Annotated in this window: 24 protein-coding genes, 1 pseudogene and 1 riboswitch; of the genes and pseudogenes, 22 read left to right on the top strand and 3 right to left on the bottom strand. The window is 43.0% G+C overall.

Annotated elements, in window-relative coordinates:
* Window positions 1–36 precede the first annotated feature (36 nt).
* From dnaB to I6G42_RS01705, 16 genes and pseudogenes are all read left to right on the top strand, one after another.
* On the top strand, window positions 37–1,389 hold the full coding sequence (gene dnaB, locus I6G42_RS01780) for a replicative DNA helicase (RefSeq protein ID WP_000852476.1): 1,353 nt from the start codon (window positions 37–39) through the stop codon (window positions 1,387–1,389).
* A gap of 1 nt (window position 1,390) precedes the next feature.
* Complete coding sequence (locus I6G42_RS01775) at window positions 1,391–1,657, top strand: Veg family protein (protein ID WP_001278165.1); 267 nt, start codon at window positions 1,391–1,393, stop codon at window positions 1,655–1,657.
* A 99-nt stretch (window positions 1,658–1,756) separates the two neighbouring features.
* The gene (locus I6G42_RS01770) at window positions 1,757–2,866 is read left to right on the top strand and encodes an SH3 domain-containing protein (RefSeq protein WP_038804755.1); all 1,110 of its coding nucleotides are present in this window, start codon (window positions 1,757–1,759) and stop codon (window positions 2,864–2,866) included.
* An 84-nt stretch (window positions 2,867–2,950) separates the two neighbouring features.
* Window positions 2,951–5,584 carry a DNA polymerase I gene (polA, locus tag I6G42_RS01765; protein ID WP_038804813.1) on the top strand — a complete coding sequence of 878 codons (2,634 nt, stop codon included), beginning with the start codon at window positions 2,951–2,953 and terminating at the stop codon, window positions 5,582–5,584.
* A 103-nt stretch (window positions 5,585–5,687) separates the two neighbouring features.
* Window positions 5,688–5,790: riboswitch (TPP riboswitch) on the top strand.
* A 69-nt stretch (window positions 5,791–5,859) separates the two neighbouring features.
* The gene (locus tag I6G42_RS01760; protein WP_000647674.1) at window positions 5,860–6,150 is read left to right on the top strand and encodes a thiamine-binding protein; all 291 of its coding nucleotides are present in this window, start codon (window positions 5,860–5,862) and stop codon (window positions 6,148–6,150) included.
* Window positions 6,113–6,871, top strand: coding sequence for an ABC transporter permease (locus tag I6G42_RS01755; protein ID WP_068981908.1), 759 nt, complete (start codon window positions 6,113–6,115; stop codon window positions 6,869–6,871). Before I6G42_RS01760 ends, I6G42_RS01755 begins: the two co-directional genes overlap by 38 nt.
* A 38-nt stretch (window positions 6,872–6,909) precedes the next feature.
* A complete protein-coding gene (locus I6G42_RS01750; RefSeq protein WP_038804754.1) occupies window positions 6,910–7,917 on the top strand; it encodes an ABC transporter substrate-binding protein in 1,008 nt (335 codons plus the stop codon).
* A complete protein-coding gene (locus I6G42_RS01745; protein ID WP_038804753.1) occupies window positions 7,917–8,645 on the top strand; it encodes an ABC transporter ATP-binding protein in 729 nt (242 codons plus the stop codon). The genes I6G42_RS01750 and I6G42_RS01745 overlap by 1 nt, the downstream gene beginning before the upstream one ends.
* Before the next feature lie 15 nt (window positions 8,646–8,660).
* A complete protein-coding gene (locus I6G42_RS01740) occupies window positions 8,661–8,963 on the top strand; it encodes a hypothetical protein (protein WP_000691712.1) in 303 nt (100 codons plus the stop codon).
* 175 nt (window positions 8,964–9,138) lie between these two features.
* Window positions 9,139–9,387, top strand: a complete 249-nt coding sequence (locus I6G42_RS01735; protein WP_000039417.1) for a hypothetical protein — start codon at window positions 9,139–9,141, stop codon at window positions 9,385–9,387.
* A complete protein-coding gene (locus tag I6G42_RS01730; RefSeq protein ID WP_000841982.1) occupies window positions 9,384–9,554 on the top strand; it encodes a helix-turn-helix domain-containing protein in 171 nt (56 codons plus the stop codon). The genes I6G42_RS01735 and I6G42_RS01730 overlap by 4 nt, the downstream gene beginning before the upstream one ends.
* 221 nt (window positions 9,555–9,775) lie before the next feature.
* Window positions 9,776–10,234: a CtsR family transcriptional regulator gene (locus tag I6G42_RS01725; protein WP_001211263.1), complete on the top strand. Its 459-nt coding sequence runs from the start codon at window positions 9,776–9,778 to the stop codon at window positions 10,232–10,234.
* A 1-nt stretch (window position 10,235) separates the two neighbouring features.
* Window positions 10,236–12,668, top strand: a complete 2,433-nt coding sequence (locus I6G42_RS01720) for an ATP-dependent Clp protease ATP-binding subunit (protein ID WP_038804752.1) — start codon at window positions 10,236–10,238, stop codon at window positions 12,666–12,668.
* 145 nt (window positions 12,669–12,813) lie between these two features.
* The gene (locus I6G42_RS01715; RefSeq protein ID WP_038804751.1) at window positions 12,814–13,872 is read left to right on the top strand and encodes an AAA family ATPase; all 1,059 of its coding nucleotides are present in this window, start codon (window positions 12,814–12,816) and stop codon (window positions 13,870–13,872) included.
* Window positions 13,873–13,881: 9 nt separating this feature from the next.
* Window positions 13,882–14,657 (top strand): annotated as a pseudogene (pnuC, locus tag I6G42_RS01710) (nicotinamide riboside transporter PnuC).
* Between the two features lies 1 nt (window position 14,658).
* Complete coding sequence (locus I6G42_RS01705; protein ID WP_038804750.1) at window positions 14,659–15,432, top strand: NUDIX domain-containing protein; 774 nt, start codon at window positions 14,659–14,661, stop codon at window positions 15,430–15,432.
* Between the two features lie 71 nt (window positions 15,433–15,503).
* Here the strand turns inward: I6G42_RS01705 and I6G42_RS01700 are convergent, their stop codons facing one another.
* The gene (locus I6G42_RS01700; protein WP_038804749.1) at window positions 15,504–15,734 is read right to left on the bottom strand and encodes a hypothetical protein; all 231 of its coding nucleotides are present in this window, start codon (window positions 15,732–15,734) and stop codon (window positions 15,504–15,506) included.
* A gap of 259 nt (window positions 15,735–15,993) precedes the next feature.
* Between I6G42_RS01700 and I6G42_RS01695 the strand changes: the two genes are divergently transcribed.
* Complete coding sequence (locus I6G42_RS01695; RefSeq protein WP_038804748.1) at window positions 15,994–16,677, top strand: hypothetical protein; 684 nt, start codon at window positions 15,994–15,996, stop codon at window positions 16,675–16,677.
* Window positions 16,678–16,803: 126 nt separating this feature from the next.
* Window positions 16,804–17,490 carry a YoaK family protein gene (locus tag I6G42_RS01690; RefSeq protein ID WP_000764012.1) on the top strand — a complete coding sequence of 229 codons (687 nt, stop codon included), beginning with the start codon at window positions 16,804–16,806 and terminating at the stop codon, window positions 17,488–17,490.
* A 55-nt stretch (window positions 17,491–17,545) separates the two neighbouring features.
* Here I6G42_RS01690 and dusB read toward each other — a convergent pair whose 3' ends face one another.
* Both dusB and hslO read right to left on the bottom strand, forming a co-directional pair.
* Window positions 17,546–18,526, bottom strand: a complete 981-nt coding sequence (gene dusB, locus I6G42_RS01685) for a tRNA dihydrouridine synthase DusB (protein ID WP_038804747.1) — start codon at window positions 18,524–18,526, stop codon at window positions 17,546–17,548.
* The gene (hslO, locus tag I6G42_RS01680) at window positions 18,513–19,385 is read right to left on the bottom strand and encodes an Hsp33 family molecular chaperone HslO (protein ID WP_038804746.1); all 873 of its coding nucleotides are present in this window, start codon (window positions 19,383–19,385) and stop codon (window positions 18,513–18,515) included. The genes dusB and hslO overlap by 14 nt, the downstream gene beginning before the upstream one ends.
* A gap of 164 nt (window positions 19,386–19,549) precedes the next feature.
* Here hslO and I6G42_RS01675 point away from each other — a divergent pair, with 164 nt between their 5' ends.
* The 4 genes from I6G42_RS01675 to I6G42_RS01660 all read left to right on the top strand — a co-directional run bounded on the left by I6G42_RS01675 (window position 19,550) and on the right by I6G42_RS01660 (window position 25,305).
* Entirely contained in the window at window positions 19,550–20,977 is a 1,428-nt protein-coding gene (locus I6G42_RS01675; protein WP_038804745.1) for a helix-turn-helix domain-containing protein, read from the top strand.
* 156 nt (window positions 20,978–21,133) lie between these two features.
* On the top strand, window positions 21,134–22,642 hold the full coding sequence (gene glpK / locus I6G42_RS01670; protein ID WP_038804744.1) for a glycerol kinase GlpK: 1,509 nt from the start codon (window positions 21,134–21,136) through the stop codon (window positions 22,640–22,642).
* Between the two features lie 63 nt (window positions 22,643–22,705).
* A complete protein-coding gene (gene glpO, locus I6G42_RS01665) occupies window positions 22,706–24,532 on the top strand; it encodes a type 1 glycerol-3-phosphate oxidase (RefSeq protein WP_038804743.1) in 1,827 nt (608 codons plus the stop codon).
* A gap of 68 nt (window positions 24,533–24,600) precedes the next feature.
* Window positions 24,601–25,305: an MIP/aquaporin family protein gene (locus I6G42_RS01660; RefSeq protein ID WP_038804742.1), complete on the top strand. Its 705-nt coding sequence runs from the start codon at window positions 24,601–24,603 to the stop codon at window positions 25,303–25,305.
* Window positions 25,306–25,410 lie beyond the last annotated feature (105 nt).

Raw genomic sequence — 25,410 nt, 5'->3', positions numbered from 1 at the left:
ACTTCTTGACAAGATTGTAAAAGGAAGGAAAGTCGGATGGCAGAAGTAGAGGAACTGCGAGTTCAACCTCAGGATATTTTGGCAGAACAATCTGTTCTGGGGGCTATTTTCATAGATGAGAGTAAGCTCGTTTTTGTCCGAGAATACATTGATTCTCGTGACTTCTTTAAGTATGCCCATCGGTTGATCTTCCAAGCGATGGTAGACTTGTCGGATCGTGGAGAGGCGATTGATGCGACGACAGTTCGGACGATTTTGGATAGTCAAGGGGATCTCCAAAATATTGGTGGCTTGTCTTACCTTGTTGAAATTGTCAACTCTGTACCAACTTCAGCTAATGCGGAGTATTATGCTAAAATTGTTGCCGAAAAGGCTATGCTTCGTCGCTTGATTTCCAAGTTGACAGAGTCTGTCAACCAAGCCTATGAAGCTTCTAAGCCTGCAGATGAAATCATTGCTCAAGCAGAAAAGGGACTCATTGATGTCAGTGAAAACGCCAATCGTAGTGGTTTCAAGAATATTCGAGATATTCTGAATATCAACTTTGGGAACCTAGAAGTTCGGTCACAACAAACAACGGATATCACAGGTATTGCTACAGGCTATCGTGATTTGGACCATATGACGACAGGTCTCCACGAGGAGGAGCTGATTATCCTAGCGGCGCGTCCAGCGGTTGGTAAGACAGCCTTTGCCTTAAATATTGCTCAGAACATCGGGACCAAGTTGGACAAGACTGTGGCCATCTTTTCACTGGAAATGGGTGCGGAAAGTCTAGTAGATCGTATGTTGGCGGCCGAAGGCTTGGTGGAGTCCCATTCTATCCGTACGGGTCAATTGACTGATGAGGAATGGCAAAAGTATACCATTGCCCAAGGGAATCTGGCCAACGCGAGTATCTATATCGATGATACACCAGGGATTCGGATTACGGAAATTCGTTCGCGCTCACGCAAACTGGCTCAAGAAACAGGCAATCTAGGCTTGATTTTGATCGACTACCTACAGCTTATCACAGGGACTGGTCGTGAAAACCGCCAACAAGAAGTTTCTGAAATTTCTCGTCAGTTGAAAATTCTAGCTAAGGAATTGAAAGTTCCAGTCATTGCTCTTAGTCAGTTATCTCGTGGAGTGGAACAGCGTCAGGATAAGAGACCAGTCTTGTCTGATATTCGTGAATCGGGTTCTATCGAGCAGGATGCAGATATCGTAGCCTTTCTATACCGTGACGACTACTACGATCGTGCGGGTGAAGAAGAGGAAGGAATTCCAAATAACAAGGTAGAGGTTATCATCGAGAAAAACCGTAGTGGAGCTCGTGGAACGGTGGAATTGATTTTCCAAAAAGAATACAATAAATTTTCAAGTATCTCAAAGAGGGAGGCATAAGATGTCAGATGCATTTACAGATGTAGCCAAGATGAAAAAAATCAAAGAAGAAATCAAGGCGCATGAGGGACAAGTCGTTGAAATGACTTTGGAGAATGGCCGTAAGCGCCAAAAAAATAGATTGGGTAAGCTAATTGAGGTTTATCCATCTCTATTTATCGTTGAATTTGGGGATGTTGAAGGAGACAAACAAGCTAATGTTTACGTTGAATCTTTCACCTACTCAGATATCTTGACAGAGAAGAATTTGATTCGCTATCTAGACTAAGAATCCTAAAATGAAGTGAGCTTTGCTCACTTTTTTCTTTTTCTCCCGAATAGTATAAACGAGGGGAACCTCGGAAATTTATATCATTAAGGAGAATGAATGACGTTTTTAAAATCAGGAGTTAAGAAGAGTAGATATACCCAGTTGGGTGTAAGGTTGGCCACATTGTTGGTTACGAGTGCTTTTTTGTTTGGTGGTGAATCGGTTCAGGCCGACAGTGTAGCGCGTGGCGATGACTATCCGCTTCACTATAAAAATGGTAGTGTAGAAATCGACCAGTGGCGGATGTATTCTCGCCAGTGTACGTCTTTTGCGGCCTTTCGTTTGAGTAGTGTGAATGGTTTTGAGATTCCGCCTGCTTATGGAAATGCAAATGAATGGGGACATCGCGCAAGGCGAGAAGGTTACCGTGTTGACAGCAAGCCAGAAATTGGCTCTATCGCTTGGTCGACAGAAGGTTATTATGGGCATGTGGCATGGGTATCAAATGTATCAGGGGATACGATTGAGATTGAAGAGTATAACTATGGTGTTAGGGAGAAATACAATCGTCGCAGCGTAAAAGCTAGTTCTATGACAGGCTTTATCCATTTTAAGGACTTGGTAGGGAATGGTGGTAGAACTGGAAATCCTATCAGGTCAGGGTTGGCGTCTAGTGGGACTCATACGTTTACTCAAAAGTCCGCCATTAGAAACCAGCCGTCAAGTACAGCACAAGTTATTGACTACTACTATCCTGGTGAAAATGTTAGCTACGATCAAATCGTAGAAAAGGACGGTTATAAATGGCTCAGCTACCTGTCCTATAGTGGAATGAGGAGATACGTCCAGTATATGGAAACAGAATCGGTGGAGAATGGTTGGAAGAAGCAAAACGGTATTTGGAATTACCGTGAGAACGGGAAACTCGCAACTGGTTGGAAGAAAATAAATGGCAGTTGGTATCACTTCAAAGACAATGGGACCATGTCAACAGGTTGGGTAAAGGATGGCTCGCATTGGTACTATCTAAAGACATCAGGGGAGATGCAGACAGGATGGCTCAAGGAAAATGGAACATGGTATTATTTGGAGAGTTCAGGGGCTATGAAGTCTAGTCAGTGGTTCCAGGTAGGCGGAAAATCTTACTACGTCAATGCTTCAGGGGCTTTAGCAGTGAATACTACTGTGGATGGCTATCGAGTGGATAGTAATGGAGCTAGAATCTAGAAAGAATATAAAAAAGAGGACTTCACTACCATTTGCCTATTCTTTCCGATGGTATTTTTCCCCTCTTTCCTTTATAATGGGTATATGGACAAGAAAAAATTATTATTAATTGATGGATCTTCTGTTGCCTTTCGAGCTTTTTTTGCGCTCTATCAGCAGTTGGATCGTTTTAAAAATGCTAATGGCCTTCATACCAATGCAATCTACGGCTTTCAACTCATGTTGAATCATGTCTTGGAGCGGGTTGAGCCCAGCCATGTTTTGGTAGCCTTTGATGCAGGTAAGACGACTTTCCGAACAGAGATGTATGCAGACTACAAGGGTGGCCGTGCTAAAACTCCAGATGAGTTTCGTGAGCAATTTCCCTTCATTCGTGAGTTGTTAGACCACCTTGGGATTCGCCATTATGAGTTGGCCCAGTATGAAGCGGATGATATCATCGGGACTCTAGGCCGTTTGGCTGAGAAGGATTCTTTTGAAGTGACTATTGTCAGCGGAGATAAGGATTTGATCCAGTTGACGGATGAGCATACGGTGGTCGAGATTTCCAAGAAAGGTGTGGCTGAGTTTGAGGCCTTTACACCAGATTACCTTATGGAAAAGATGGGCCTCACACCAGCTCAATTTATTGATCTTAAGGCCCTTATGGGGGATAAGTCTGATAATATTCCTGGTGTCACGAAAATCGGTGAAAAGACGGGTATAAAGCTCTTGCTGGAGCATGGCTCGCTAGAGGGAATTTATAAAAATATCGATGGGATGAAGGCATCTAAGATGAAGGAAAATCTCATCAACGATAAGGAACAAGCCTTCCTGTCTAAAACCTTGGCGACCATTGAGACTCAGGCACCGATTGAGATTGGTCTGGAAGACTTGGTATATAATGGCCCAGATGTGGAAAATCTCGGGAAATTCTACGATGAGATGGGCTTCAAACAGCTCAAGCAAGCTTTAAATATTTCGTCAACGGATGCGCCTGAAAGTTTGGATTTCACTATCGTTGACCACGTCAGTCAAGACATGCTGAGCGCAGACTCTATCTTCCACTTTGAACTCTTTGGTGAGAACTACCATACAGATGACTTGGTTGGTTTTGCCTGGTCCTGTGGAGATAAACTTTACGCTACAGACAAACTTGAGCTCTTGCAGGAGCCAATTTTCAAGGATTTTCTAGAAAAAACACCTCTAAAAGTGTATGACTTTAAGAAAGCGAAGGTTCTTTTAAATCGCTTGGGCTTGAACCTGCAGGCCCCTGCTTTTGACAGTCGTTTGGCAAAATACTTACTCTCAACAGTCGAGAATAATGAAATTTCAACCATTGCGAACCTCTATGGCCAGACTTATCTGACTGATGATGAGACTTTCTACGGTAAGGGTGTCAAGAAAGCTATCCCTGAGAGAGAGAAATTCTTAGAGCATTTGGCTCGCAAGGTTGCAGTATTAGTTGAAACAGAGCCGGTTTTACTTGAAAAACTCAGTGAACATGGGCAGTTAGACCTTCTCTATGACATGGAGCAACCTCTGGCTTTTGTCCTTGCTAAGATGGAAATTGCTGGAATTAAAGTTAAAAAAGAGACCCTACTTGAAATGCAGGCTGAAAATGAGCTTGTTATTGAAAAACTGACTCAAGAGATTTACGAACTAGCTGGTGAGGAGTTTAATATCAACTCGACTAAGCAGTTGGGCGTCCTTCTCTTTGAAAAACTCGGTCTTCCTCTAGAATACACTAAGAAAACCAAAACAGGTTACTCGACAGCCGTGGATGTGCTAGAGCGACTAGCTCCTATTGCTCCGATTGTTAAAAAAATCCTCGACTACCGTCAGATTGCTAAGATCCAATCTACCTATGTGATTGGTTTGCAAGACTGGATTTTGGATGATGGCAAGATCCACACGCGCTATGTGCAAGATTTGACCCAGACCGGACGTTTGTCTAGTGTAGATCCAAACTTGCAAAATATCCCTGTTCGTTTGGAACAAGGCCGTCTCATTCGTAAGGCTTTTGTGCCTGAGTGGGAGGATAGCGTACTGCTCAGCTCGGACTATTCACAGATTGAATTGCGCGTTTTGGCTCATATCTCTAAAGATGAGCACTTGATTAAGGCTTTCCAAGAAGGAGCTGACATCCATACCTCGACAGCCATGCGGGTCTTTGGCATTGAACGTCCTGAAGATGTGACTCCAAACGATCGTCGTAATGCCAAGGCGGTTAACTTCGGAGTGGTTTACGGAATTTCAGACTTTGGCTTGTCTAATAATCTAGGCATCAGCCGTAAGGAAGCAAAAGCCTACATTGACACTTACTTTGAACGCTTCCCAGGTATTAAAAACTACATGGATGAGGTGGTGCGTGAGGCGCGTGATAAGGGCTATGTAGAGACTCTCTTCAAGCGTCGTCGTGAGTTGCCAGATATCAATTCACGCAACTTTAACATTCGTGGTTTTGCAGAGCGGACGGCCATCAACTCTCCTATCCAGGGCTCAGCAGCAGATATTCTCAAGATTGCTATGATCCAGCTAGACAAAGCTCTAGTTGAAGGTGGCTATCAGACCAAGATGCTGTTGCAAGTGCACGATGAAATCGTTCTTGAAGTTCCAAAGGCAGAATTAGCAGCCGTCAAAGTACTGGTGAAACAAACCATGGAAGAAGCCATCCAGCTCAGTGTTCCCCTGAACGCTGATGAGAATGAAGGAGCAACTTGGTACGAGGCTAAATAAGAAAGATATGATGGAGTTTGAAGTACTTGCCTTCAAACTCTTTTTCATGATTTTCTGTAAGCAGTTTCCTTGACTTATCTATTTATTTACGTTATCATATGTCCATATAAGATACGGGAGTCTGTGTACAGTCTGAGAGGAAGTGTTAAACTTCGACCGCACCTGATCTGGGTAATGCCAGCGTAGGGAAGGATACTTAGCCGAATTCTGCACCTTTTCCGTATATGGAAGGGGTTTTCTTTTTGTCAAAAGGAAGCCTAGAAGAGGAGGTTTTTATGAAAGCAAGCATTGCCTTGCAAGTCTTGCCCCTATCACAGGGGATTGACCGGATTGCTATTATCGATCAGGTTATTGCTTATCTGCAAGCTCAGTCCGTGACCATGGTGGTGACACCCTTTGAAACGGTCTTGGAAGGAGAGTTTGATGAGCTCATGCGCATTCTCAAAGAAGCGCTAGAAGTGGCAGGGCAGGAGGCAGATAATGTCTTTGCCAATGTCAAAATAAATGTAGGAGAGATTTTAAGCATCGATGAGAAACTTGAAAAGTATGATGAGACGACACATTAGTCTTTTGGGCTTTATAGGAGTCTTGTCGGTCTGGCAGTTAGCGGGAATATTCAAACTTTTACCCAAGTTTATCCTACCAACTCCCTTTGAAATTCTTCAGGCCTTTGTTCGTGACAGAGAATTTCTCTGGCACCATAGCTGGGCGACCTTGAGAGTGGCTTTACTCGGACTAGTCTTAGGAGTCTTGATTGCCTGTCTCATGGCGGTGCTTATGGACAGTCTGGCTTGGCTCAATGATCTTATCTACCCTATGATGGTGGTTGTTCAGACCATTCCGACCATTGCTATAGCTCCTATCCTGGTTTTGTGGCTAGGCTATGGAATTTTACCCAAGATTGTCTTGATTATCCTGACGACAACCTTCCCTATCATCGTCAGTATTTTGGATGGATTTAGGCATTGTGACAAGGATATGCTGACCTTATTTAGTCTGATGCGAGCCAAGCCCTGGCAAATCCTTTGGCATTTTAAAATCCCGGTTAGCCTGCCTTACTTTTATGCAGGTCTGAGGGTCAGTGTCTCCTACGCCTTTATCACAACCGTGGTGTCCGAGTGGCTAGGAGGTTTTGAAGGTCTTGGTGTTTATATGATTCAGTCTAAAAAACTGTTTCAGTATGATACCATGTTTGCCATTATTATTATGGTGTCGATTATCAGCCTTTTGGGTATGAAATTGGTTGATATTAGCGAAAAATATGTGATTAAATGGAAACGTCCCTAAGATAAGGATGTTTTAGAAAAAGAAAAGAGGAAATCAAAATGAAGAAAACATGGAAAGTGTTTTTAACGCTTGTGACAGCTCTTGTAGCTGTCGTGCTGGTGGCTTGTGGTCAAGGAACTGCTTCTAAGGACAACAAAGAAGCAGAACTCAAAAAGATTGACGTTATCCTAGACTGGACGCCAAATACCAACCACACAGGGCTGTATGTTGCCAAGGAAAAAGGTTATTTCAAAGAAGCTGGAGTGGATGTTGACTTGAAATTGCCACCTGAAGAAAGCTCATCTGACTTGGTGATTAATGGCAAGGCGCCATTTGCTATCTATTTCCAAGACTACATGGCTAAAAAATTGGAAAAAGGGGCAGGAATCACTGCCGTTGCCGCTATCGTTGAGCACAATACATCTGGAATCATCTCACGTAAATCTGACAATGTCAGCAGTCCAAAGGACTTAGTTGGGAAGAAATACGGAACCTGGAATGACCCAACGGAGCTTGCTATGTTGAAAACCTTGGTAGAATCACAAGGCGGAGACTTTGAGAAGGTAGAAAAAGTACCAAACAACGACTCAAACTCCATTACACCGATTGCCAATGGCGTCTTTGACACCGCTTGGATCTACTACGGTTGGGATGGCATCCTTGCCAAATCTCAAGGCGTAGAGGCTAACTTCATGTACCTGAAAGACTATGTAAAAGAGTTTGACTACTACTCACCCGTTATCATCGCAAACAACGACTATCTCAAAGACAACAAAGAAGAAGCTCGCAAAGTCATCCAAGCCATCAAAAAAGGCTACCAATATGCCATGGAACATCCAGAAGAAGCTGCAGATATCCTCATCAAGAATGCACCTGAACTCAAGGAAAAACGTGACTTTGTTATCGAATCTCAAAAATACTTGTCAAAAGAATATGCAAGCGACAAGGAAAAATGGGGACAATTTGACGCTGACCGCTGGAATGCCTTCTACAAATGGGATAAAGAACATGGTATCCTCAAAGAAGACTTGACTGACAAGGGCTTCACTAACGAATTTGTAAAATAATGACAGAAATTAGACTCGAACATGTAAGTTATGCCTATGGCGATGAAAAAATTTTAGAGGATATCAACCTGCAGGTGACGTCAGGTGAAGTGGTTTCTATTCTAGGTCCAAGTGGTGTAGGAAAGACCACCCTCTTTAACCTAATCGCTGGGATTTTAGAAGTCCAGTCTGGGCGAATTGTCCTTGATGGCGAGGAAAATCCTAAGGGGCGCGTGAGTTATATGTTACAAAAGGATCTCCTCTTGGAACACAAGACGGTGCTTGGCAATATCATTTTGCCGCTCTTGATTCAAAAGGTGGATAAAGCAGAGGCTATTGCCCGAGCAGACGAAATCCTTGCAACCTTCCAGCTGACTTCTATACGGGATAAGTATCCTCACGAACTCAGCGGAGGGATGCGCCAGCGTGTGGCCTTGCTGCGGACCCATCTTTTTGGCCACAAGCTCTTTCTTCTTGACGAGGCTTTTAGCGCCCTGGACGAGATGACAAAGATGGAACTCCACGCTTGGTACCTTGAGATTCACAAACAGCTACAGCTGACGACCCTCATCATCACGCATAGTATCGAAGAGGCCCTCAATCTCAGCGACCGCATCTATATCTTGAAAAATCGGCCTGGGCAGATTGTCTCAGAAATTAAACTAGATTGGTCTGAAGGTGAGGACAAGGAAGTCCAAAAGATTGCCTACAAACGACAAATATTAGCAGAATTGGGATTAGATAAGTAGAAAAATAGGGAGTTGGTGAAGATTATCCTTTACCAGCGCCCTTTTTGTAAAGCAATAGAAATAGTGTACGACATGTTAAGCAGACTGAAGAAATTACGGAGAGAAAATGGGACATCAGTTGTCTCCTTTGCATTTATTGCAATTGCTATAGTATCAGGATTTATAATTTACTTTAGTCCTGATATTGCAAAGTTATTAGGATTAGATGAAAAAAGATTTGAAAACGTAGTGGGAACAGTTTTAACTCCGACATTATTATTTATAGGTTATTTAATTTTTGAAAAATCTGTAGATAAATATCGAAAAGAAATTAAATAGGAACAGAAAATACTAAAAGAAAAACAGAATGAGTTGGGAGACAATTTTAAAAGTTAAGAGAAAATTAGAATTGTTGGTGGAATAGGTTTTCTTTACTAGGGAAATGGAGATATAGAAAAAGCACGTTTGACCGTACTAGCGGAAGTAGAAAGGCTAAAAATGAAAGGCGATTATTATGAGTAAAAAAAGTAGAACAGAAAAAGCCAAAGTAACAGAAAATGCAGATTTGGGAGCGTATTTTTTAATTTTAGCAGTTGTAGCCGTTGGGGCACTTGCTTATTTTTCAGAAGATTTTGGGACAAGGTGGGCAAAAGTTATAGAAATAGTCGGAGCGCCGTTTTCTTTAGGTTTAGGTTTTTTCGCTTTTGATAAAGGTTTTGAAATGTTAGGCAAGTATAACGAAAAAAACAAAGGCGACGAATGAAAAGTCAAGAAACTAAAACAGAATTTATTAAACTAAGAGCGTCTGGGAAATCATTTGACTATATAGCTAAAGAACTAAGTATCAGTAAGTCAACTTGTAGCAGTTGGGAAAAAGAACTAAAAGACGCTATAGCAGAATTAAAACAGGAACAGCTTAACGAATTATAGTTCCTTGCCTGCTGAACTCGTCAATATTACGCCCTTTTTAGGACTCTTTTTTGTGGACTTTTTTAGGAACTTTCAAGAAAAACTAAGGCGAATTAATGCCAAAGTGTTTTTTAAAAAAGTCAGTATTTCCAATGGTTGAGCCTTAAAAATTTGACTTATAGAGTGTTAAATGATAGTATAGTCAAAGATAGTCAAGGTTCAAAGAAGGAGTTTGATTTACTATGAGATTTAAAAATACATCAGATCATATCGAGGCCTATATCAAGGCGATATTAGACCAGTCTGGTATCGTGGAATTGCAGCGGAGCCAGTTGGCAGATACCTTTCAGGTTGTGCCAAGTCAGATCAACTATGTAATCAAGACACGCTTTACGGAAAGTAGAGGTTACTTGGTTGAGAGCAAGCGTGGTGGCGGAGGCTACATTCGAATAGGCCGGATTGAGTTTTCCAGTCATCATGAGATGCTCCGCGATTTGCTTTACTCGATTGGTGAGCGAGTTAGTCAGGAGATCTATGAGGACATTCTCCAGCTTTTGGTGGAGCAGGACTTGATGACCAAGCAGGAGATGACCTTGCTGACTTCAGTAGCAACGGATCGTGTCCTAGGGGAAGAATCCTCAGTTGTCCGTGCCAATATGCTCCGACAGCTATTACAAGAGGTAGATAGAAAAGAGAAGTAAGATGAACTATTCAAAAGCATTGAATGAATGTATCGAAAGTGCCTACATGGTTGCTGGCCATTTTGGAGCTCGTTACCTAGAGTCTTGGCATTTATTGATTGCCATGTCCAATCACAGTTACAGCGTGGCAGGTGCGACTTTAAACGATTATCCATACGAGATGGACCGTTTAGAAGAGGTTGCGTTAGAACTGACTGAAACGGACTATAGCCAGGACGAAACCTTTACGGAATTGCCTTTTTCTCATCGTTTGGAGGTCCTATTTGCAGAAGCAGAGTATGTGGCCTCAGTGGTCCATGCAAAGGTGCTAGGGACAGAGCATGTATTATATGCAATCTTGCATGATGGCAATGCCTTGGCGACTCGCATCTTGGAGAGAGCAGGCTTTTCTTATGAAGACCAGAAAGATCAGGTCAGAATTGCTGCTCTTCGTCGCAATTTAGAGGAACGTGCAGGATGGACAAGAGAAGACCTCAAGGCTTTACGTCAACGCCATCGCACAGTAACTGACAAGCAAAATTCCATGGCCAATATGATGGGTATGCCTCAAGCTCAAAGTGGTGGTTTAGAGGACTACACGCATGACCTGACGGAGCAAGCGCGTTCTGGCAAGTTAGAGCCAGTTATCGGTCGTGACAAGGAAATCTCACGTATGATTCAGATTTTGAGTCGGAAGACCAAGAACAATCCGGTCTTGGTTGGAGATGCTGGTGTCGGGAAAACAGCTTTAGCACTTGGACTTGCTCAGCGTATTGCTAGTGGGGATGTACCTGCGGAAATGGCCAAGATGCGTGTTCTAGAGCTTGATTTGATGAATGTTGTTGCGGGGACACGTTTCCGTGGAGATTTTGAAGAGCGCATGAACAATATCATCAAGGATATCGAGGAAGATGGCAAAGTAATCCTCTTTATTGATGAACTTCACACCATCATGGGTTCTGGTAGCGGTATTGATTCGACTCTGGATGCGGCTAATATCTTGAAACCAGCCTTGGCTCGTGGAACTTTGAGAACGGTTGGTGCAACCACTCAGGAAGAATACCAAAAACACATCGAAAAAGATGCTGCCCTTTCTCGTCGGTTTGCCAAAGTGACGATTGAAGAGCCAAGTTTAGCTGACAGTATGACTATTTTGCAAGGTTTGAAGGCGACTTATGAGAAACACCACCGTGTGCAAATCACAGATGAAGCTGTTGAAACAGCTGTCAAGATGGCACATCGTTACTTGACCAGTCGTCACTTGCCAGACTCTGCCATTGATCTTTTGGACGAAGCGGCAGCAACGGTGCAAAACAAATCCAAACATGTGAAAGCAGACGAATCCGACTTGAGTCCAGCTGACAAGGCATTGATGGATGGCAAGTGGAAACAGGCAGCCCAGTTAATCGCAAAAGAACAAGAAGTCCCTGTCTATAAAGACTTGGTGACAGAATCTGAAATTTTGACGACCTTGAGTCGCTTGTCAGGGATTCCAGTCCAAAAACTGACGCAAACAGATGCTAAGAAATACCTGAACTTGGAAGCTGAACTACACAAACGTGTCATCGGTCAAGATCAAGCTGTTTCAAGTATTAGCCGAGCCATTCGCCGCAATCAGTCAGGTATTCGCAGTCACAAACGTCCAATTGGTTCCTTTATGTTCTTAGGACCGACGGGTGTCGGGAAGACCGAATTGGCCAAGGCTCTGGCAGAAGTTCTCTTTGATGACGAATCAGCCCTTATCCGCTTTGATATGAGTGAGTATATGGAGAAATTTGCAGCTAGCCGTCTCAATGGAGCTCCTCCGGGCTATGTGGGCTACGAAGAAGGGGGGGAATTGACAGAGAAGGTCCGCAATAAACCTTACTCAGTGCTTCTCTTTGATGAGGTTGAAAAAGCCCACCCAGACATCTTTAATGTCCTCTTGCAAGTCTTGGACGATGGAGTTCTAACAGATAGCAAGGGTCGCAAGGTTGATTTTTCAAATACCATCATTATCATGACGTCAAACCTTGGTGCGACAGCCCTTCGTGATGACAAGACTGTCGGTTTTGGGGCCAAGGACATTCGTTTTGACCAGGAAAATATGGAAAAACGAATCTTTGAAGAGTTGAAAAAAGCTTATCGACCTGAGTTTATCAACCGTATTGATGAAAAGGTGGTCTTCCACAGTTTGGACAGTGAACACATGCAGGAAATTGTCAAGATCATGGTTAAACCATTGATTGCTAGCCTAGCAGAGAAAGGCATCGACTTGAAACTACAAGCTTCAGCACTGAAGTTACTAGCTAGTCACGGTTACAATCCAGAAATGGGAGCCCGTCCACTTCGCAGAACACTACAAACCGAAGTGGAAGATAAGCTGGCAGAACTCCTTCTCAAGGGAGAACTGGTAGCAGGCAAGACCCTCAAGATTGGTGTCAAAGCTGGTCAATTAAAATTTGATATTGCATAGAAATAGAGAATCAGGAGTGATCCTGATTCTTTTTTATCACCTTTTTATAAAAAATAATAAAAAACTATTGACAAAATAAAAATATAAGATATAATAAAAACATAGAAAAATAAAAATATAAAAACTTATAAAAAAGTGAGCGTGTATGAAAAAGAAAACAGCAGTAGTGTTTGGGACCTTTGCCCCTCTCCATCAGGGGCATATCGATTTAATCCAGCGAGCGAAGCGTCAGTGTGACCAGGTCTGGGTAGTCGTTTCAGGCTATGAGGGAGACAGAGGGGAGCAGGTAGGCTTAAGTCTTCAAAAAAGATTTCGCTATATCAGAGAGGCTTTTCGTGATGACGAGTTGACCTCTGTCTGCAAGTTAGATGAGACCAAGATTCCTCGTTACCCTATGGGGTGGCAGGAGTGGTTGGAGCAGATGTTATCGGAGATTTCCTATGATGAAACCCAGCAAGAACTGATCTTTTTTGTGGGGGAACGTGACTACCAGCAAGAATTATCAAATCGTGGCTTTGAGACCGTTTTGCAAGAAAGAAAGTTTGGCATCTCAGCGACTATGATTCGAGAAAATCCAAGCAAATATTGGAAATATATCGCTCAACCTTTCCGTCGTCAGTTTACTAAGAAAGTGTTGATTATGGGAAGTGCCAGCAATGGGAAGACCACTCTGGCCAAGGATTTGGCAAGGTATTACGATGCGCCGGTCAGTCTGGAATACGCACGTGAGTACCAGATCAAAAACAATGTCCGCGACGATGAATTGACTCCAAAAGATTACTATTATCTCCTTTTAGGGCAGTATGACCAGACCTCTAAGTTAATCGATAGCAATGCCAATCGAGGTCTAGTGATAGCTGACACCAACTCCTTAGTAACCAAGGGCTACTATGATTATTACATGGAGACTGAGGACCAAGAGGACTTATCAGGAGAAACCTTTGACAATCTCTTTGTTTCGATCTTGGCTAAGGAAAAATGGGACTTGATTCTCTTTGTGCAACCTGTCGGCTCCTATGTCAATGACGGCTTTAGAGATATGACCATGGCAGAAGAACATATTCGTCACAGTTTTTCCCAGCATTTGGACCAGATGAGAGAGCAATATTTAACCACCATTCCACTAGTTTATCTAGCTGAGGATTACCTAGGCAATTATGAAGCAGCAAAAGTGGCTATTGATGCCATTTACCAAGCAGATTAGGAGAAAATTATGAAAAAGCTAACTGAAAAAATCACACAATTTATCGAAAACTTTAAAAATGTCCATGCAGAAGCTCGCAAGATTGGTTTTGCAGGAACCATGCGCTTGCTCTGGAAAGATCTCTTTGTCGGCCGCAGTCTTTTCCAGTGGTTGTATCTCATCGCCTTGTCAAGTGTTCCCTTGATCTTAGAGTTCACGCAAAATATAGAAAGCCATGACTGGCTTTGTTTGCATCTTGGACTGGGATTGTCTGTGTTATCTTGGTAGCAGAAGGGCGTGCAAGCAATTATCTCTTTGGGACCATTAACTCAGCTATCTATTTGATTTTGGCTATGAATGCGACTTTTTATGGTGAAGTCTTGACGACCGTTTACTTCTTTGTCATGCAACCGATTGGTCTCTATGCTTGGTTGTCCAATCGTATCAATGACCAAGGAAAACCAGAAGAATCCCACTTTGAAGCTAAGAAATTATCTGTACTTGACTGGCTCAAGTACTTGGTCTTGACTGCCATCATCTGGATTGGTATGGGCTTGGCTTATCAAAGTATCCATAGCGCTCGACCTTTCCGTGATAGTGTAACCGATGCGACCAATGGTGTTGGTCAGCTCTTGATGACACGTCTCTACCGTGAGCAATGGATTTTCTGGATTGCAACCAATCTCTTTAGTATCTACCTCTGGTGGGGTGAAAATATCCACATCCAAGGTATGTACTGGGTATACACACTTAATAGTCTAGTAGGATGGTACCAATGGACCAAGGCAGTTCGAAAGGAGGCCTAAAATGGTAGACTCGAAGATTCCAGCAGGGATGACGGAAAAAGAATATTATGAAATTCATGCAAGTCAGGAGGAGTTTTTAGACTGGTACTACAAACAGGAACTCCCTCAATATGAAAAACCAAGTGTGACAGTAGATATGGTGGCTTACTGCTTTGTCGAAGGAAAGATCAAGCTCTTGCTGATCCGTCGCAAGGCCCACCCTTATCAAAACTGTTTGGCTCTGGTTGGAGGCTTTATGGATAAGGGAGAGGATGCTGCGCATGCCTGTCAGCGTGAGGTGAGAGAAGAAGTCAATCTCGATCTTCCTTTAGAAAAAATCGAGCAATTGATGACTGTATCGACTCCCGGTCGTGATCCAAGGGGCTGGACGGTGACCATTGCCCACTTGGTTTATCTGCCTAGTCGTGCGTTAGAACTTGTTCAAGCAGGAGATGATGCTAAGGATGTGGTTTTTGTAGATGTCGATTTTCAGACGGGCAAATGCTTCCTAGAGGGAGTGGAGTTGGAGGAGAGTGCCTTCGCCTTTGACCATTATGCTATTATCCAAGAGTCCATCAAACGGATCCAAGGCCGTCTCGACTGGAACCCAACCTTTCTCTATCTGCTGGAGGAGGAGTTCACTGTCTACGAAGGAACTGAACTGGTCAATCTCATCAACCCAGGTCGTCCCATCGTCAGCAATAACTTTCTCGTAAAATACGGCGAATATGTAGAAGAAGTCGGACTCAAACGAGTGCCTAAAAAGAAACCAAGAAAAACCTATCGATTGAAATAAAAAGTGAGGTCAGGAAAAGTTCCCGACCTCTTTATTTATCATCTTGAGATGGCTTTCTGTTGCGACTAGTTTTAGTGGTGGCTATCTTTCTTAGGATTACTCAATATGTGAGTAAAGAAGTCTTTGTATCGATACTTGAGATATTTTTCGTGTAGGAATAACAAAGCGATATAGACTATCATAAAGATCATTGTCAGATAGAATACATCAAATGCAGTTCGCGAATAGTAAGTGGCTGTTTGATAAGAGCTAATAGCTCCCAAAATCAACCAAGGAAGATACTTGAAATACTTGTTTGCCATAAGAATCTACCTCCTATTTCAATAGTATTGTAGATCTTTGTCTAAAACAATGCAATCGAATACACAAGAGTGATGTGAAAATATGACTCTAATCTAGAAAATTTTTCTATTTTTTCGTTTCGATTACGAATAGAAATAGTAGAGAAAACAATTTTTAAAATAGTTTCTCTAAATAGTTGACAGATTCAAAGCTCAATGTTACAATTGTGTTACAAAAAGATTTCTTAACATTTCAAAAATGTTACAAAGGAGTAGAAATATGAAAAAGAAAACCTATATCAAATTAATGGCAGCGACTGTATTGACTTCTACCTTGCTACTGGGAGCTTGTGGAAATAAAAACGAAACCACTCAAACAAGTGGCTCTGCCAAGACAAGCCAATCATCAAGTTCTAAAGCAGCTTCTTCTAGCAAAGAAAGTAAGACTCAAAAATCTTCAAATTCAGCTTCATCTGAAAAAGCTCAAGCATCTTCTGACCAATCTTCTACAACAGCAGATCAATCACAAGCGAAACCAGCCCCTGAATCAAGACAAGAACAAGCAACTCCTAGTCAACCAGCCCCTTCTCAGGCTCCGTCAACTCAACAAGGTTCTCAAGCCCAGTCTAACCAGTCAAGCTATGATCCGACAACTGACCGCAAACTTCAAGACAAGCAAGCAGAACACAACAAACGCTACAAGGGAGTTTTAACCATGGTGGATGGTGACTTCTCAGCTGCAGCGGGCAACTGGAAGGGAGCGAATGGCGAAGCCATTACGGTTTCATCAGGGGGGCAATTCACAGTAGAAACTGCAGATGGAAAGAAAGAAAACTATTCTATCAGAGGTTACTCTTACACTCTTGATGATGGTAAGTATAATGCCAAAATCGGTGGGGGAAAAATCATCCAAATTACAACAGGTGCGGATGGTAAAGTTTCAAGCGTTGCCTTGATTCAATAATAAAATTTGGTGCTTTAACTTTTACTAGAAATCGTGCTGTAAAAGAGTGAGCCAACTGTTTTTCACTTAGTTTCTCCAAGAGAAAGTGGTATAATAAAAAAACCAAAGGAAAACGAGTGATAGTACATGGCGGATAAATTAATCTTACCTCAAAACACACGATTGATGGGAGTATTTCTTGGGTTTGTAGGTGGTTCTTTGGATGTGTTTTGCCATATTCAATACCATAGTTTGGTAGCGACACAGACAGGGAATATTCTCCTACTTATATCTGATTGGCACGACTCAAATGTCATCAATACGATGCTACGATTCTGCTCAATTCTTTTCTTTTCTCTAGGATTTCTGTTTGCATTGCACATGAAAGAATACCGCAAAACGGCCTACTGGCGGGTTAAGATGTTGCTCCCCTTATTTATCGGGACCCTTATTTTGCCTTTCTTTTCACGATTTCCTCTATTAGAAGTTCCTTTCATTGCTTTTGGAACAGGAATGATGATGCTAACATTTACGGGTAGTTTGATTGAAGATCATCCCTATGTCATTTTTATGACGTCTGGAAATTACCGAAAGATGTTGACCGCTTTGTATCGCATTGCTAGAAGAGAAGGAAATATCCAAGAATACCGTCGTCAAGCCTTAAATTATGGGATTGTTGTGGGAAGTTTCATAGTGGGGGCAATCAGCTTGGCTGTATTGATGCATTTTCTTCATGAATGGTCTGTTTGGATTATCAGTCTGAATTTGTTTTTGATCATGTCCTACTATATAGCTAGAGTGAAGCAATTAGATTTACAAGATGAAAACATATAAAAAACGGCAAGACTCATTTTGAGCTTTGCCGTTTTTGTGAGTTGTAGATGTGAGACTATGCTTTATCTAATTGCAAGAGGGCTTCAATCTCTGCTAGGGTGCTAGCTTGTGAAATGGCTCCACGAAGCTTGGCTGCGCCAGATGTACCACGAAGATAGTGAGGAGCGAGGCCACGGAATTCACGGACTGCAATTTTTTCTCCTTTGAGGCTAATCAAGCGTTTTAAGTGTTCGTAGGCGATTTTCATCTTATCCTCAAAGGTCAAATCAGGAAGGATTTCTCCCGTTTCAAAATAGTGATTGATCTGGTTGAAGAGGTAGGGATTTCCCATGGCTGCGCGACCAATCATAACAGCATCAGCCCCGACTTCTTCGATACGTTGTTTAGCGTCTTGAACCGTACGGATGTCACCGTTGGCGATAAATGGAATCTTGGTTAGGGCTTGGGCTACGTCGTGCAAGGTCTCAAGATCAGCGTGGCCAGTGTACATTTGTTCGCGTGTACGACCGTGCATTGCAAGGGCAGAGACACCAGCAGCCTCAGCAGCGAGAGCATTCTCAACGGCTAAGGATGAATCAGACCAGCCGGTGCGCATTTTGACAGTGAGGGGGATATCGAGGACAGATTGGACCTTGTTGATAATAGAGTAGATCTTATCTGGGTCCTTGAGCCACATAGCACCAGCTTCGTTCTTCACGATTTTGTTAACTGGGCAGCCCATGTTGATATCGACGATATCGGTCTTGGTATTTTCTTGGATGAATTCTGCTGCGCGTGCTAGGCTATCTTCGTCGCTACCAAAAAGTTGGATAGAAACTGGGTTTTCGCCTTCATCGATATGAAGCATGTGCAGGGTTTTTTCGTTATTGTATTGGATTCCCTTGTCAGAGACCATTTCCATGACAACGAGTCCTGCTCCGAGCTCTTTTGCGATGGTACGAAAGGCTGAGTTGGTGACACCAGCCATGGGTGCTAAAACGGTACGATTGGGAATCTCAACATTGCCAATCATAAAAGGTGTATTAAGATTTGTCACGAATGAGTTCCTCCAGGTCGTTTTCATCAAAGTTGTAAGTGGTTTGGCAGAATTGACAAGTGATTTCTGCTCCGTGGTCTTCCTCTTTCATTTCCTCCAGGTCTGAAGTTGGAAGGCTGGCAAGAGCGTTCATAAAGCGGTCTTTGCTACAGTCACATTGGAAACGGATTTCTTCCTCAGATAGGCATTTGTAGGATTCGTCGCCGTAGATAGCTTTGAGGAGAGCTTCGATATGGTCGTCGCTTTCCAGAAGTGTCGAGATAGCTGGCATTTCTTGGATGCGTTTTTCAAAGCGAGCAATCTCTTCTTCCTTGGCTCCTGGCAATACTTGGACTAGGAAACCACCTGCAACCTTGACCTTGTCTTCCTCGTCCAAAAGGACATTGAGGCCGACTGCTGAAGGTGTTTGTTGGCTTTCAGTCAGGTAATAGGCCAAGTCTTCACCGATCTCCCCAGAGATGAGAGGAGTCATGGAGTTGTAGGGATTTCCAGTACCGTAGTCAGTGATAACGAGAAATTGACCATTTCCGACAAAAGGTCCGACAAGGACTTCACCAGTTGCAGTCTTTTTGATGTCAACACCTGGATTTTGAACGTAGCCTTTGACGTTGCCCTTGGTATCTGCGACCGTGATGATGGCACCGAGAGAGCTCGTTCCAAGAACTTTAACAGTTAGTTTGGTATTTCCTTTTTCATTGGCTGCGAGAATTTGGCTAGCGATAAGTGTACGACCAAGTGCGACAGTTGAACTGGCTTGAGTTTGATGTTTTTCTTGAGCAGTGCGGACGGTTTCCGTGCTATCAAGAACGAAAGCACGAAAAGAACCACTTTCTGATATTGTTTTAATAATTTTATCCATAGCTACTATTTTAGCATAAAAATGCCTAAAGGGGGAGTTGTGTGTTTGCTGTTTCTGTGGAATAAGGACGAGGAAATCGGCTTTAAAATAAAATGAGAAACAGATTATTTCCGCATTTCTAAGATTTATGCTATGCTTGAAGGAGAAAATGAAAGGGGTAACAAATGTATTTAGGTGATTTGATGGAAAAAGCCGAATCTGGTCAATTTTTAGTCCTTTCCTTTCTATTACAAGATTCGCAGACAACAGTCAAGGAAACCATGGAAGAAACAGGTTTTTCAAAGGCGACTCTAACCAAGTACATCTCTCTGATTAACGAAAATGCCTTGGAAAGAGGGTTGGAACTGACCATCCACTTGGAAGATGAAAATCTGCGTTTGTCGATTGGTACAGCTACAAAGGGGAGAGAGATTCGGAGCTTGTTTCTAGACAATGCTATTAAATACCAAATTTTAGTGTACCTTCTCTATCACCAACAGTTCTTAGCCCATCAACTGGCTCAAGAATTGATGATTAGCGAGGCCACGCTTGGTCGCCATTTGTCTAGCTTGAATCATATTTTGTCAGAGTTTGACTTATCTATCCAAAATGGTCGTTGGCGAGGTCCAGAGCATCAGATTCGTTACTTTTATTTCTGCCTTTTCCGCAAGGTCTGGTCCAGTCAGGAGTGGGAAGGTCACATGCAGAAAGCTGAGAGAAAGCAGGATATTGCTACCCTAGAAGAAATCTGCGGTGCTAGCTTGTCTTCGGGTCAGAAATTGGACTTGGTTCTCTGGGCTCATATCAGTCAACAGCGCCTTCGGGTCAATGCCTGTCAGTTTCAGGTTATAGAAGAAAAAATGCGAGGGTATTTTGACAATATTTTCTACCTTCGTTTGCTTCGAAAGGCTCCGTCCTTTTTTGCTGGGCAACATATCCCTCTAGGAACTGAGGATGGTGAGATGATGATATTTTTTTCATTTCTCCTTTCCCATCGTATTCTTCCTCTTCATACTATGGAGTATGTCCTTGGTTTTGGAGGGCAATTAGCCGATTTGCTGACGCAATTGATTCAAGAGATGAAGAAGGAGGAGCTACTGGGGGACTACACAGAGGACCATGTCACCTATGAACTCAGTCAGCTCTGTGGTCAAGTTTATCTATACAAGGGCTATATCTTGCAAGATCAGTATAGATACCAGACAGAGAATCGCCATCCCTATTTGCTGATGGAACATGATTTTAGAGGAACTGCAGAGAGAATTTTTCATATCTTGCCAGCCTTTCATCAGGGAACCGACCTGGATAAGAAAATTCTCTGGGAATGGCTCCAGTTGATAGAGTATATGGCAGAAAATGGTGGCCAACATATGAGGATTGGTCTGGATTTGACATCTGGCTTCCTTGTTTTTTCGAGAATGTCGGCCCTTTTAAAACGATATTTGGAGTACAATCGCTTCATTAGCATAGAAGCCTATGACCCCAGTCGTCATTATGATTTGCTGGTTACCAACAACCCGATCCATAAGAAAGAACAAACACCTGTCTACTACTTGAAAAATGATTTGGATATGGAAGATTTGGTAGCAATTCGTCAGATGCTATTTGCCTAAAAGACCTGAATTTTCAGGTCTTTTTTGTGAAATTCGCACAATCTCCTCACTTTTTTTTAAAATTTTAAAAAAATTGATAAACAAGAAAGCGCTTTATTTTGTATACTAGTTACTGTAAAGAGGAACCCCCTCAAGATTTTATCAGGAGGACAGCACATGTCACAAGAAAAATACATCATGGCTATTGACCAAGGAACTACTAGTTCTCGTGCCATCATTTTTAACAAAAAAGGAGAAAAGGTCAGCTCTAGTCAAAAAGAGTTCACTCAGATTTTCCCTCAAGCAGGTTGGGTAGAGCACAATGCAAATGAAATTTGGAACTCTGTTCAGTCAGTTATTGCGGGTGCTTTCATCGAAAGTGGTGTGAAACCAAGTCAAATCGAGGCAATCGGAATTACCAACCAACGTGAAACAACTGTCGTCTGGGATAAGAAAACAGGGCTCCCTATCTATAATGCTATCGTTTGGCAATCACGCCAAACTGCTCCTCTGGCTGAACAACTGAAAAGTCAAGGCTATGTGGAAAAATTCCATGAAAAGACTGGTTTGATTATCGATGCTTACTTCTCTGCTACCAAGGTTCGTTGGATTTTGGACCATGTAGAAGGCGCTCAAGAGCGAGCTGAAAAGGGTGAATTGCTCTTTGGTACCATTGATACTTGGTTGGTTTGGAAATTGACTGACGGCGCAGCTCACGTGACCGACTATTCAAACGCAGCTCGTACCATGCTCTATAACATCAAGGATCTTAAATGGGATGATGAGATTTTAGAAATCCTTAATATTCCTAAGGCCATGCTTCCAGAAGTTCGTTCTAACTCTGAAATTTATGGCAAGACTGCTCCATTCCATTTCTACGGTGGAGAAGTGCCAATCTCTGGTATGGCTGGTGACCAACAAGCAGCCCTCTTTGGTCAATTAGCTTTTGAACCAGGAATGGTTAAGAATACTTATGGAACAGGTTCTTTCATCATCATGAACACTGGGGAAGAGATGCAGTTGTCTGAAAACAACCTCTTGACAACGATTGGTTATGGTATTAACGGCAAGGTTTACTATGCTTTGGAAGGTTCTATCTTCATCGCAGGAAGTGCCATTCAATGGCTTCGTGATGGTCTTCGCATGGTAGAAAACTCACCAGAGTCTGAAAAATATGCTCTCAATTCTCACAACAATGACGAGGTTTATGTCGTACCAGCCTTTACAGGTCTAGGGGCACCTTACTGGAACCAAAACGCTCGAGGCTCTGTCTTTGGCTTGACTCGTGGAACAACTAAAGAAGACTTTATCAAGGCAACCTTGCAATCTATCGCTTATCAAGTGCGTGACATCATCGACACCATGCAAGTGGATGCTCAGACAGCTATCCAAGTCTTGAAGGTGGATGGCGGTGCGGCTATGAACAACTTCCTCATGCAGTTCCAAGCTGATATCTTGGGAATTGACATCGCACGCGCCAAAAATTTGGAAACAACAGCCCTAGGGGCGGCCTTCCTAGCTGGTTTGGCAGTGGGTTACTGGAAGGACTTGGATGAGTTGAAACTCTTGAATGAGACAGGAGAACTCTTTGAGCCATCTATGAACGAATCTCGCAAGGAACAACTCTACAAGGGTTGGAAGAAGGCTGTGAAAGCAACGCAAGTCTTTGCGGAAATCGACGACTAATACGGTTTCTTGATGCAATTATCAGTTTAAGAATGAAACGACTCAGTTAGAAAGTGTGTAAATATGGAATTTTCAAAGAAAACACGTGAATTATCAATTAAAAAAATGCAGGAACGCACCCTGGATCTCTTGATTATTGGTGGAGGGATTACCGGGGCTGGTGTAGCCTTGCAGGCAGCAGCCAGTGGTCTTGATACTGGTTTGATTGAAATGCAGGATTTCGCAGAAGGAACATCTAGCCGTTCAACAAAATTGGTCCACGGAGGTCTGCGTTACCTCAAACAATTTGACGTGGAAGTGGTCTCAGATACAGTTTCTGAACGTGCAGTGGTTCAACAAATCGCTCCACACATTCCAAAACCAGACCCAATGCTCTTGCCAGTTTACGATGAGGATGGAGCGACCTTTAGCCTCTTCCGTCTCAAAGTAGCCATGGACTTGTACGACCTTTTGGCAGGTGTTAGCAATACGCCAGCTGCTAACAAGGTCTTGAGCAAGGAAGAAGTCTTGGAACGCCAACCAAACTTGAAGAAAGAAGGCTTGGTAGGAGGTGGAGTTTACCTTGACTTCCGTAATAACGATGCGCGTCTCGTGATTGAAAACATCAAACGTGCCAACCAAGACGGTGCCCTCATTGCCAACCACGTGAAGGCAGAAGGCTTCCTCTTTGACGAAAGCGGCAAGATTACAGGTGTTGTAGCTCGTGACTTGTTGACAGACCAAGTATTTGAAATCAAGGCGCGTCTGGTTATCAACACAACAGGTCCTTGGAGCGACAAGGTACGTAATTTGTCTAATAAGGGAACGCAATTCTCACAAATGCGTCCAACTAAGGGAGTTCATTTGGTAGTGGATTCAAGCAGGATCAAGGTTTCACAGCCAGTTTACTTTGACACAGGTTTGGGAGATGGTCGTATGGTTTTTGTTCTCCCACGTGAAAACAAGACTTACTTTGGTACAACCGATACAGACTACACAGGTGATTTGGAACATCCAAAAGTGACGCAGGAAGATGTAGATTATCTACTTGGTATTGTCAACAACCGCTTCCCAGAAGCCAACATCACGATTGACGATATCGAAAGCAGCTGGGCTGGTCTTCGTCCATTGATCGCAGGCAATAGTGCTTCCGACTACAATGGCGGAAATAACGGAACCATTAGCGACGAGAGCTTCAATAGCTTGATTGCAACTGTCGAGGCTTATCTCTCTAAAGAAAAAACGCGTGAAGATGTTGAATCTGCTGTCAGCAAGCTTGAAAGCAGCACCTCTGAGAAACATTTGGACCCATCTGCAGTTTCTCGTGGTTCTAGCTTGGATCGTGATGACAATGGTCTTTTGACCCTTGCTGGTGGTAAAATCACAGACTACCGTAAGATGGCTGAAGGGGCTATGGAGCGCGTGGTTGATATCCTCAAAGCAGAATTTGACCGTAGCTTTAAACTCATCAACTCTAAGACATACCCTGTTTCAGGTGGAGAATTGAATCCAGCAAATGTGGACTCTGAAATTGAAGCCTTTGCTCAACTTGGAGTGTCACGTGGATTGGATAGTAAGGAAGCCCACTATCTCGCAAATCTATACGGCTCCAATGCACCGAAGGTCTTTGCCCTTGCTCACAGCTTGGAACAAGCGCCAGGACTCAGCTTGGCAGATACCTTGTCCCTTCACTATGCAATGCGCAATGAGTTGGCTCTGAGCCCAGTTGACTTCCTCCTTCGCCGTACTAATCACATGCTCTTCATGAGGGATAGTTTGAATAGCATCGTTGAGCCAGTTTTGGATGAAATGGGACGATTCTATGACTGGTCTGATGAAGAAAAAGCAACTTACCGTGCGGATGTAGCAGCAGCCCTTGCTAACAACGATCTAGCAGCATTAAAAAATTAAGAAAAACTAGAAAAGAGGGAGGCAAGCATTCCTTGCCTTCTCTCCTTCTTTTAAATGGAGACAACGATATGATGAAAGAATTATTTGGAGAATTTTTGGGGACTTTAATCCTTATCCTCCTAGGAAATGGTGTTGTAGCAGGTGTGGTTCTTCCCAAAACCAAGAGTAACAATTCAGGATGGATTGTCATCACTATGGGATGGGGAATTGCTGTAGCCGTTGCGGCCTTTGTATCTGGTACGCTCAGCCCAGCCCACCTAAATCCAGCTGTGACGTTTGCGATGGCCTTAAAAGGGACGCTCTCTTGGGGTTCTGTTTTCCCTTATATCCTAGCCCAGTTCGCAGGGGCGATGGTGGCTCAAATTTTGGTTTGGTTGCAATTCAAACCCCACTATGAAGCGGAAGAAAATGCAGGGAATATCCTAGCGACCTTTAGTACTGGACCAGCAATCAAGAACACAGTATCCAACTTGGTTAGCGAAATCCTTGGAACCTTTGTTTTGCTCTTGACAATCTTTGCCTTGGGGCTCTATGACCTTCAGGCAGGATTGGGGACCTTTGCAGTGGGAACATTGATTGTCGGTATCGGTCTTTCACTAGGTGGGACAACAGGTTATGCCTTGAACCCTGCGCGTGACCTTGGTCCTCGCATCATGCACAGCCTTCTTCCAATTCCAAACAAGGGAGATGGGGACTGGTCTTATGCTTGGATCCCTGTAGTAGGACCTATAATTGGTGCGGCCCTAGCAGTCCTCGTATTTTCACTTTTCTAAGATAAATGAGCTATTTGCAATAGAGTTTGAGATGGAAGTCTCAGGCTCTTTTTTGATAGCTAAGACGTTAATATTTTAACTTGCCTTAAAATAAGCTAAAACGAA

The organism is Streptococcus oralis, from assembly GCF_016028255.1.
GTDB lineage: Bacteria > Bacillota > Bacilli > Lactobacillales > Streptococcaceae > Streptococcus > Streptococcus oralis_AC.
Note: the sequence above shows the minus strand (reverse complement) of the source record. Positions and strands in the feature narration are given on the sequence as shown.